The organism is Mycobacterium sp. (assembly GCF_044342925.1).
Lineage (GTDB): Bacteria > Actinomycetota > Actinomycetes > Mycobacteriales > Mycobacteriaceae > Mycobacterium.
Genome location: NZ_JBIIOV010000126.1, coordinates 1 through 9,667, shown reverse-complemented (window position 1 = coordinate 9,667; position 9,667 = coordinate 1). Strand labels below are relative to the sequence as shown.

Below are 9,667 nucleotides of genomic sequence, written 5' to 3'. Positions count from 1 at the left end.
CGGTAGCTGCCCTTTGGGGAACGTCACCGTGTAGGCCTTCGACCCATTGATCCGGCCACCGTCGGAGTCGAAGTCCGTTCCAAAATACTTCGTCTCGTTCGGCATGTTCGAAAACATGTTGCCTTTGGCCGTGGCGGTTCGCTGGAAGTAGTCTGTGCCGAACTGGGCCGCGTTCATCTGCGTTCGCCAGCCGTTCCCCGCGTCGACCCCGTTACCGCGGAACTCGAACATGGTGGCAAGAATCTCTTTTTCCGTTCCGACGGCGACTTCGGTGAGCGCCTCTGCCAGCTTGGGGTCCTTCTTCGCCGCATCCAGCACCTGACGGATGTTCGCGTACAACGCTTCCTCGCCCGGAAGCGGTTTGACCTCGTCCATAACCTCAGGCAGCTGCTCAAAGTACTTGTCCGGAACGACCCACGCCGTCTCGGTTTTGCCGCCCGCGTTGGGATTGGGGATGGTCTTTGCTTTGCTCCAGTCGGTCGTCCGCATCTCGCCGGTGAATTCGCTCAGCGGGTACATCATCACCTGATTTACCAACGGCTGAATGGCAGCGCGGTCGGCATCGGTGTCGTCCATGAAGATGCGTGGGAAGACGGCGGCCTTATTCGTTGGCGATCGATAGACCGCCTCAATCCCCGCGGGCTTTTCGCCGTTCCAATCGGGACCAACCAAAAGATAGAGCCCCGGTGTCGTGTCGTACTGTTTGCCTGCTCGGGCGAAGGAGTCGGTCCGTTGATCGACGATCTGGTACACCCAGAAACGGTCGCCGAAGTCAGGTACCTGGAACACGGCGGGTTCCTTGCTCAGGTCCGTGAAACCAGCGCCGTAAGCGACGTCCTGGTTTGGACACGTGACAAACCGCTGTTCCGGCGCAATGTAATCCGACAGCATCGCCAGTTGGTTCGCCGGCGCCATCGGCAGCACGCCGCCAAGCAGGCCCGGATAAGGCGCCTGTGCAAACTTTGCCTGGCGATTGTGCATGTTGACCAGTGGCCAACCCCAAAGATACGCAGTTCGACCCACCGCTTGGACGTACTCTTTGCTCAGAGGTGCGCCCGGTACCGGGCCGGGTACATCGGCCGCTGACGTCGGGGCGATAACTTGTCCCGGGTCAGAACTCGCCGCCGTTGTCTGTGGGGCCGTTGTCTGTGGGGCCGATGTCTGTGGGGCCGAGGCATCGTTGTCACCGTTCGCGCACGACGCAACCAGTGGGACCGCCGCAGCCGCCGCCGCAGCAGCACCCAAAGCGATGAACTGTCGCCGTTGTACTGTCACGATTACTGCCTCCTGAATCAGCGCTCTACTTGATGACTAATTGTTCGCTGGCCTTCGAAATATATTGAACTACATCGCTTTTCGACTTGGGGACGTAGACCCGCAGCAGCGCGCTGAACGGCGAAGACGTGTCGAGGTTATTCGGTTCGCCTGGGGAATTGAATCGAATCGTGAAGGATCCGTCGGGGTTCGCGGTTGCCTCGGAATTGGAGATCGCGGCCTTGTCTTTCGCCAGCCAGCCCTCGTCGTTATAGGTGGTGATCGACCAGAAACCTCCCCGACCGTAATCGATTTGCGGTGGGGTGAAGGTGATGCTCGACGGCATAGATTTGCCGTCCTTGATCTCCGATTGGTTTTTGATCGGGATGTAGGCGGCATCCTGAACGGCCAGCCCGCCCCATCCGTAGGCGGTGGCGAAGAGATGATCCCGAGGGTTGGTGTCGTACGGCCCGCCCTGAGACCGGCTGGTATCGGGCATTTTTCCGGCCTGCACGTCTTTGATCAGGGCCATCCGGATGCTCTCCAACGTCTTCTGATCAACCACAACGTCGGGGCTCTGGTAGGGCACGGCCGACTTCGCGTCGATCTTGGCCAGCCGCTGCAGCTTGTGGGTGGCCTCCAACCCGCCGGCCGAATCGGGCAGCTTTCTGATGCGCATGTTCAAGTAGACGTAGTTGCCGTAGGTCAGGTTATCGGTCGTGATGCTGACGCTCTCGCCGGGATACACCACATCCACGATGTAGTTCTGCTGGTCGATGATCTCGACGATGTGATAAGTGTCGCTCTGGGGAACCGAGAACGTCGCTCCCTGGCTGACGTCGACCACGGCGCTGGAGTAGATGACATCCTGGTTTTCCCGGACCACCTGCTGGGTCTTGACATTACTGACATCACTTTGCAGCGCCCATTCGTTGATGCCGGCCTTGCCCAGGCTCCGCTTCATGTTGAAATCGGTTTCTGACACCAGATAGGCGTAATCGGTAACCCCGAAGTCCGCCGGCGAGGCAAACCCGTCGGACTTCACCACAGGCGCTGCCGCCGAATCTCGGTTTCGCAACCCGAGGAAAACCCCCCCGGCAAGGAGCACCGCGAGCAGGCCGGCGATGATACGCACCGAAGAGCGCGACATGAAGTTTCGGCTGTTTGCATGCACATTTCCCCCTCAAGGCCCGACTTCTTACGTCGTGAGTTTCCGATTAAGTCATACAACTGACTTATTCGACCACGGACCAGCCTGCGCCGTTGGGCGATCCGTGCGATCCATAAGTGGAGCACCACCAACGACCAGGGCGGCGTCACGACGAGCTACCTGCTGCCCGGCGACAACCTGCCGCTCGTGCAACTGCTGCCGCTGCTGATCCTCGTGGAACCCACGCTGAAGGGCATCATCGACTCCGCGTACGTACGTCACGACGAGACGTCCATCGCCGCGAGTACGTTGGCCCCTGTCGAGGCTGATGTGGAGGCCCCTGTCGAGGACGAGGACACAGCCGAAGACCCGGCGGCCCTGCCGGTCGCGGACTCGGACGCAGACCCGCTGGCCGCCGAGGAGCCGACACCAGACCCGGTCGACGAACCGGCAATGGATGCCGATTCAGTTCCCGGGCGCAACGCGACCACTGGCGTCAACGCAGCGCAGTCCGCCGAACGGGGCGCAAGCCCTCGCTCCGCACGCACCGGCCGCGGCAGCGAGCCCAGCGACGGCTAGGCCGGCGGATCCCAGCGGACGTAGTCGACGATCAGCTTGGACGTCTCCGGTGTGGAACTGTCCGGCGGACCCGCCCACGAACCGCCGACGGCCACGTTGAGGATGACCTGCATCGGACGGTTGTAGACCCATGTCGCTCCGGGAGGCAGCGAATCCGGCGTCATGGTTCCCAGGGTGAGATCGTCCACGCCGAAGGTGATCTCGTCGGGCAGACGGCGCACCCAGTAGTTGTGGTAATCAGTCGACAGGTCCGGCAGGTTGGAAATGATCTGAGCCTGCTGGGTGCTGGTGGTTCCGGCGATCGGGCCGTGCAAGGTCGAATACATCGTGGTCGTGGTGCTGGGCAACTCGACGACGTCGATCTCCCCCGACATCGGCCACGCCGTGGTGTCCTCATCGGCGCCCTTCAGCCAGAAGGCCGGCCAGATACCCTGCCCCTTAGGGACTTTCATCCGCGCGGTAATGGTGCCGTAGCCGAAACTCATGTTGTTCTTCGACTCCACCCAGCCGGACGTATAGGCGCCGGTGCTGGACCTGGTCGCCTGCAGCACGAGGTTGCCATAGCCGTCGAGGAAGGCGTTGCTGGGTGAGTAGGTTTCGATACCGGGATCCCAACCGGAGCCTACTTTCGGCGTCCAGATGCTCTTGTCGGGCGCCGACCCCGACTTGCCGATGAAGTCGTCGCCGATCGAACCGGTTGCCGTGGTGATCTTGTCGATGAACAGCGGACCGGTGGAGCTCGCCGTGGACGATGAAAGTGCAAGAACGTGAGAACCGGCCGGGATTACTCCGGTGATGGTGTAGTTCGTCCAGGACGTCGACCTGACCACCACGGTGGTCACCGGCACCCCGTCGACCGTCAGCGTCATATTCGGGGAAGCACCCGAGCTTGTCTTGGCCCGGATCGTCAGCGCGGTGGACGCCGGAAGAGTCACCGTGCTCGATGCCGTTCCGTTAGCGGTCAGCGTGAGCGCATATCCCCCGGAGGCGCGTCGGTCAGAGATCACGCTGGCCGCGGTCGACGGTGCGACGGTCATCCGCTCGGCTTCGATGATCGCGGTGTTGTTCCTGGTGGTCGTCGCCGCGGCCACCGGCGCGGCGGACCCGCTGCGCAACAACTGCAGTCCGGTGGCGCGCTCGCGGCGCGTCGTTTCCATCGCCATCGCCACCGCCGCGTCGGCGGGTGCCGTCGGGGTGGGCACGGATAACGCGTTGGCCAGCGACGACAGCACCTTGCTGAACATCGTCTCCAGTGATGCGGTCGCGATCGGCGGCGACACGACAGCCACCGGTGGCGGCACCGGAGACACGGCGACGGCCGAAATCGGCGGTGCGGGTTGGACAACGGGCGGCAAGGCCGTCGCTGCCGCAACGGGAACAGCCGCACTGGCACCGATCACGTTGAGTGACAACGTCTGTGGCGGCAGTGGGGGGACGTCGTCGGCGATCGACTGCTGCGGTTCTGGCATCGCGGCCACCTGTGGTGACGACGGCACCGTGGCTGCATCCGGCAGGTCGCGATTGGCCTGCGGTGCGCCAAGTTCGTTGAACATGTCCTGCTGGTCGCCGAGTTCGCCGTTCGAGCGCCGACTAGTGGTGGTTCGCGGTACCGCGGCGATCGACGAATCAGCCTGTGCCGCAGACGAACCGCGGGACGGACCGGCGGCCGCTCGTGACGGTCGCTCGGGGCCGGGGTTGACCGACTGTGAGGTGGAGGAGTCCCCGTTGCCGGCCGACGACGGATCGCCGGTGTCGGCGTAGGCAAATGCGCAATACCCGGTGGCCGTCGCCGTGCCGATCCCCAGAGCCACCGCGAGCCCCCCCACCCGGCCTATGTGGGCGCCGGCAGCCCAGCCCAGCCCTTGTTGGTGATGATGGTGGTGATGTCGAGTCCAGTGCATCGTGCGTCCCTTTCCCCCGAAGTCGCGTTCCGGAAATTCTGACCAGTGTGTCATTGTATTTGGCGCCGCCCAAGATGCCGGCGCTGCGCTCAGGCGGGCGTCCAGCGCACCGAGTCGACGATCATCTCGGCCGGAAACCGGGTCGAGCTGACAGGATCGCCGGCCCAGGGGCCGCCGACGGCTAGGTTCACGATGACGTGCATGGGCCGGTTGTAGACCCATTTCGCACCAGGCGGCAGTGAACCTGGGGTGAAGGTTCCGAGCGTGACATCGTCGATCCCGATGGTGATCTCGTCCAGAAGATGCCGGACCCAGTAGTCGTGGTGGTCGGTGGAGAGGTCGGCCACGTTCGAGACCAGCTGTGCCTGTCTGGTCTGGCTGTTCCCCTCGATCGGCCCGTGCAGTGTCGAATAGACCGTGCTACTCGTGCTAGGCAATTCCAGCACGTCGATCTCGCCCGACTCGGGCCACGGTGTGATGTCCTCATCGGCTCCCTTGAGCCAAAATGCGGGCCAAAGACCCTGTTCTCGAGGAACTTTGATCCGCGCGGTTGTGGTGCCGTAGCCGAGGCTCATCTTGTTCGTCGACTCCACCCACCCGGACTTGTACTGGCCATCGGCGGTTTTTGTAGCTGCAATGACCAGGTTCCCCTGCCCATCGAGCCTGGCGTTATCGGTGGTGTAGTCCTCCACACCGCGATCCCAGCCGGTGCCCTGCTTCACCGTCCACAGCGCGGAATCAGGGGGCGAGCCTGCCGGACCGTCGAAATCGTCGCCGATCCAATCGCGGATCGGTGTGATCGACTCCACTTCGACGGGTTCATCGGCGTCGGCACTGATCGAATGGGCCACGCTGATCTCGTGCGTGCCGGACGGGATGGCCCAGCCGAACGTGTAATCCGACCAGTACGTCGAGTCAACTGTGACGGTGGTCAACGGAATGCGGTTGATCAGCAGCGTCATGTCGGTGGGCCCGTTGTAGGGCGATGACCTGGCCCGAACGACCAGCCCGGTCGAATCGGGAAAGGTCATCGTGGTGGAGAACGCGGCGCAGTTGTCGACGAACGGCATCAACGACGAATCACCCGCGCCCGCGCGGTCGCACCGGTGCACGACGACCGCGATCGTCGCCGCCGTTCCGATAGCGACGGCGACAGCCAGAACGCCTAACCTGCCGAATCCGGCGCGCCCCGGACCGTCCTGATGCATCAAGGGAATCGCCCCCCAATCACCGTCAAGTCCGCGCGTTGCCCCAGCTCAGTAACGGGTCATCATCCCATCGACGGCCGTCCGCGTGTCGACATCCACAAAAAGGGATTCGTCGGCACGGAGCACGGAACGGTAGCGTGGGCCAGCGTGAAATCACTACATCTTTCCTCCTCGGCAGCGTTGCTGGCTTCCGGCTCTGCGCTCGTCCTGATGCTGTCCGCATGTTCGTCGCAGACCGACAACTCGTCGTCCGTTTCTGCCGCGACCAAGACCGCGCAGGCCGGTGACACCTGCCCGACGGCAGCGCCGGCCGACGCGGGCAGTCCGGAGTGGACGCTGTCCGGCGCGACCGGCAGCGTCGCGGTGACCGGATCCACCGATGCGGCGGCACCGGTGGTCAAGGTCGACGGCCCGTTCAGCGTCAGCCAAACCGAGGTGCGCACGCTGCAGGCCGGTTCCGGGCCCGTTGTCGCGCCGACAGCGACCGTCTCGGTCTGCTACATGGGCGTGAACGGACGCGACGGGAACGTCTTCGACAGCAGCTACGAGCGTGGCGAGCCCGTCGATTTCCCCCTCGACGGCGTGGTTCCCGGCTTCCAGAAGGCCATCACCGGACAGAAGGTGGGTTCCACCGTCGCTGTCGCCATGACCTCCGCCGACGGGTATCCCAAGGGTGAGCCGCGCGCCGGAATCGAGCCGGGTGACACCCTGGTCTTCGCGATCAAGATCCTGGGCGCCTCCGGCTAGCAGGCCGAGCGCCAGCCCAAGAAAAGAATCGCCCGGACCCTGATTGGTCCGGGCGATTCTTTGTGCTGGGCGCTCCCCCTAGGCCAGCGACGAGACCAGGACGGCCTTGATGGTGTGCATGCGGTTCTCGGCCTGTTCGAAACAGATGTTGATCGGGCTTTCGAACACGTCCTCGGTGACCTCGATGCCGTTGGCGAGATCCGGGTACTGCTCGGCGATCTGCTGACCGACTTTAGTCGAGGAGTTGTGGAATGCCGGCAGGCAGTGCATGAACCGCACCCGCGGATTATCCGCGGCGGCAACCATTTTGGCGTTCACCTGATAGGGCATCAGTAGCTTGATGCGCTCAGCCCAGCTCTCGATCGGCTCGCCCATGGACACCCAGACGTCGGTGTGGATGAAGTCGACGCCCTTGACGCCCTTCTCGACGTCGTCGGTGATGGTGATGCGGGCACCGGACTCCTTGGCGAAGCCCTGGCACATTTTGACGAGCTTGGCGTCGGGCTGAAGCTCCTTGGGCGCCAGTATCCGAACGTCCATGCCGAGCTTGGACCCCACCAGTAGCAGCGAGTTGCCCATGTTGTTGCGGCCGTCGCCGACGAACACATACGAGATCTCGTGCAGCGGCTTGGCGCAGTGCTCGGTCATGGTCAGCACGTCGGCGAGCATCTGGGTCGGGTGATACTCGTCGGTCAAGCCGTTGAACACCGGGACACCGGCGTACTTGGCCAGTTCCTCCACGACCTCCTGGCCGTAACCGCGGTATTCGATGGCGTCGTACAGCCGGCCGAGCACCCGGGCGGTGTCCTTCATCGACTCCTTGTGCCCGATCTGCGACGAGGCGGGGTCGATGTAGGTGACATGAGCGCCTTCGTCATAGGCTGCGACCTCGAACGCGCACCGGGTGCGGGTGGAGGTCTTCTCGAAGATCAACGCGATGTTCTTGCCCTCGAGGCTCCTGCGCCTGGCACCGGAGTACTTCGCGTTCTTGAGATCCCGCGACAGGTCGATCAGATAAAGCAGTTCGCGCTGGGTGTGATTGACCAGGCTCAGCAGGTGGCGGTTCTTCAGGTTGAATGCCATCAGGTCGAGTTCCTTAGCGTCGGGTCGGATCAGTAGGCGGGGTCGCGCAGGATCGGGCAGGTCATGCAACGACCGCCCCCGCGACCGCGGCCCAATTCGCTGGCAGCGATGGTGATGACCTCGATGCCGGCCTTGCGCAGCGCGGTGTTGGTCAGGGTGTTGCGGTCGTAGCCGATGACCACGCCGGGCTCCACGGCCACCACGTTGTTGGCATCATCCCATTGCTCACGCTGAATGCCGTAGATGTCACCGGCTGTGTCGACGACGGTGAAGGTGACGCCGAGGGCGTCGCCGACGACCTCCACGAGGCCCTTGGTCTCCACCTCCACGTTCATGCCGGCCGGCGCGGTCTCGTCCGGCCGCAGGCTGATCGCCGCATGGCCGCGCGACTGCGCGGCAGCACGGCGATGATGACCCGTTTCGCCACGAAGTCGTAGTGGTCGCGGCGGGCCTGCTGCACCCACAGCACCTCGTCGTAGAGCAGTTCTCCGGCGGTGTCGGGGGTGAGGCGCTCGTGAGCGAGTCCGGGCGGGCAGACCAAAACCCGGCGCAGCTTGCCGATCTCCGACCACACCCCGACCCGCGGCTCCGTGTCCGTCATCGGACCTCCCTATCCACTTATTTCGGGCGCGTTCCGACTTCGAGGCCGGCCAGCTCGGAGGTGCCGTCGAAGAGCAACCGGCCCCGTTCGCGGACCGTGCAGCGCAAGCGGCCGCCGAGATGCTCGAAGTCGGTGTCGATATTGCGCCGCTCCCCGGGCAGCGGCACCGGTAGGACGTGCGGTGGCAAGTGCCGGCCGTCGCCCTTCAATTCGATCTCGTAGCGCGGCGACCGTCCCCGCAGCAACCATTGGTTGTCGCCCACATCGGAGCGCACCAGCACCGGCGGGGTCATCCGGATCACCGTGCTGCCCAGCCGCACCACGATTCCGTTCACGTCGCGGGCGATCCGGCCCAGCGACAGCAGCCCACCGGAGAAGGCCACACAGACATCGTCGGCGCCGAAGTCGTGCGCCTGCCCCCACCACCACCGCAACGGGAAGCCGGCACCCCAGTTGCGTTCGGCATACAGTTTCGCGTCGGTGAAACTCCAGCTCTCATCGCCGTATTCGACTGTGCCGCTGGCTTTCCCGCCCAGGTAGTAGGGATGCCAATACTGGTTGAGATACGGGATGGCCGAGAAGATCCCGCCGCCGCCGAAGGCTTTGGGCCAGGTGACCGGCTGGTGAAACGCCATGTTCAAACGCAGATCACCGAGTTCGAAGCTGATCCGCTCGGTGCCGACGGTGAAGTGGCCCGCTTCGTCGCCGGCACTGACAGAGAACGGCGAGTCCTGCGACCGGGCTCCGCCCAGAGCGCCGGCGCGCACGGTCAGACCCGGATGCACAGCCACCGCCGCGGTGGACCAGTCCCCGGCCGGATGGCGGTTGAGGCTGCACAGCGCGATCAGGGCCCGTCCGCTGGCCTCGTCGGAGACCCGCCAGAACCAGCCCTCCATCTCGGTGCCGTGGTCCGGATAGGGGTTGCCGAACGGAACGTCGGCCCCGGTGCTGCGATAGGCGCTGACAAGTCTGTTGAGCATCTCTACTTCGCTTTCGACCGCAGTGACCCGTCAAGGTACTCCGCGCGGCAGGCCCGCCGGGCCAACTTGCCGCTGGTGGTTCGTGGTAGCGCCCCGGCCGGCAGCATCAGGACATCGGCGGCTTGGACCCCGTGCTCGCGCAGCACTGCGGCCCGAATGGCATC

Annotated in this window: 10 protein-coding genes and 1 pseudogene; 2 read left to right on the top strand and 9 right to left on the bottom strand. The window is 64.2% G+C overall.

Features of this window, described 5'->3' with window-relative positions; all coding sequences use genetic code 11:
* Window positions 1–981: DUF1254 domain-containing protein (locus tag ADBZ6I_RS13050; RefSeq protein ID WP_526384487.1), on the bottom strand; the 981-nt coding region annotated here is incomplete at its 3' end.
* 319 nt (window positions 982–1,300) lie between these two features.
* Complete coding sequence (locus ADBZ6I_RS13045) at window positions 1,301–2,428, bottom strand: DUF1254 domain-containing protein (RefSeq protein WP_526384485.1); 1,128 nt, start codon at window positions 2,426–2,428, stop codon at window positions 1,301–1,303.
* A gap of 183 nt (window positions 2,429–2,611) precedes the next feature.
* On the opposite strand from ADBZ6I_RS13045, the gene ADBZ6I_RS13040 reads away from it, so the two are divergent.
* A complete protein-coding gene (locus ADBZ6I_RS13040; RefSeq protein WP_526384483.1) occupies window positions 2,612–2,983 on the top strand; it encodes a hypothetical protein in 372 nt (123 codons plus the stop codon).
* Here the strand turns inward: ADBZ6I_RS13040 and ADBZ6I_RS13035 are convergent.
* Entirely contained in the window at window positions 2,980–4,794 is a 1,815-nt protein-coding gene (locus ADBZ6I_RS13035) for a glycoside hydrolase family 16 protein (RefSeq protein WP_526384481.1), read from the bottom strand. The two genes, ADBZ6I_RS13040 and ADBZ6I_RS13035, sit on opposite strands and share 4 nt — an antisense overlap.
* Before the next feature lie 179 nt (window positions 4,795–4,973).
* Window positions 4,974–5,846 (bottom strand): glycoside hydrolase family 16 protein, encoded by an 873-nt coding sequence (locus tag ADBZ6I_RS13030; RefSeq protein WP_526384479.1) that lies wholly within the window; start codon window positions 5,844–5,846, stop codon window positions 4,974–4,976.
* Between the two features lie 393 nt (window positions 5,847–6,239).
* On the opposite strand from ADBZ6I_RS13030, the gene ADBZ6I_RS13025 reads away from it, so the two are divergent.
* Window positions 6,240–6,839 carry an FKBP-type peptidyl-prolyl cis-trans isomerase gene (locus tag ADBZ6I_RS13025; RefSeq protein ID WP_526384477.1) on the top strand — a complete coding sequence of 200 codons (600 nt, stop codon included), beginning with the start codon at window positions 6,240–6,242 and terminating at the stop codon, window positions 6,837–6,839.
* A 78-nt stretch (window positions 6,840–6,917) separates the two neighbouring features.
* On the opposite strand, the gene ADBZ6I_RS13020 is transcribed toward ADBZ6I_RS13025, so the two are convergent.
* The 5 genes and pseudogenes from ADBZ6I_RS13020 to ADBZ6I_RS13000 form a co-directional block, all read right to left on the bottom strand.
* Complete coding sequence (locus ADBZ6I_RS13020) at window positions 6,918–7,922, bottom strand: ornithine carbamoyltransferase (RefSeq protein WP_526384475.1); 1,005 nt, start codon at window positions 7,920–7,922, stop codon at window positions 6,918–6,920.
* 29 nt (window positions 7,923–7,951) lie between these two features.
* Window positions 7,952–8,293, bottom strand: a pseudogene (locus ADBZ6I_RS13015) (arginine deiminase family protein); the annotation flags it as partial.
* Window positions 8,254–8,523: a hypothetical protein gene (locus tag ADBZ6I_RS13010; protein ID WP_526384473.1), complete on the bottom strand. Its 270-nt coding sequence runs from the start codon at window positions 8,521–8,523 to the stop codon at window positions 8,254–8,256. The gene ADBZ6I_RS13010 and the pseudogene ADBZ6I_RS13015, both read right to left, overlap by 40 nt.
* Before the next feature lie 17 nt (window positions 8,524–8,540).
* Window positions 8,541–9,503, bottom strand: coding sequence for a tocopherol cyclase family protein (locus ADBZ6I_RS13005; protein WP_526384471.1), 963 nt, complete (start codon window positions 9,501–9,503; stop codon window positions 8,541–8,543).
* A gap of 2 nt (window positions 9,504–9,505) precedes the next feature.
* A partial coding sequence (locus ADBZ6I_RS13000) for a hypothetical protein (protein ID WP_526384489.1) occupies window positions 9,506–9,667 on the bottom strand: 162 nt, incomplete at its 5' end.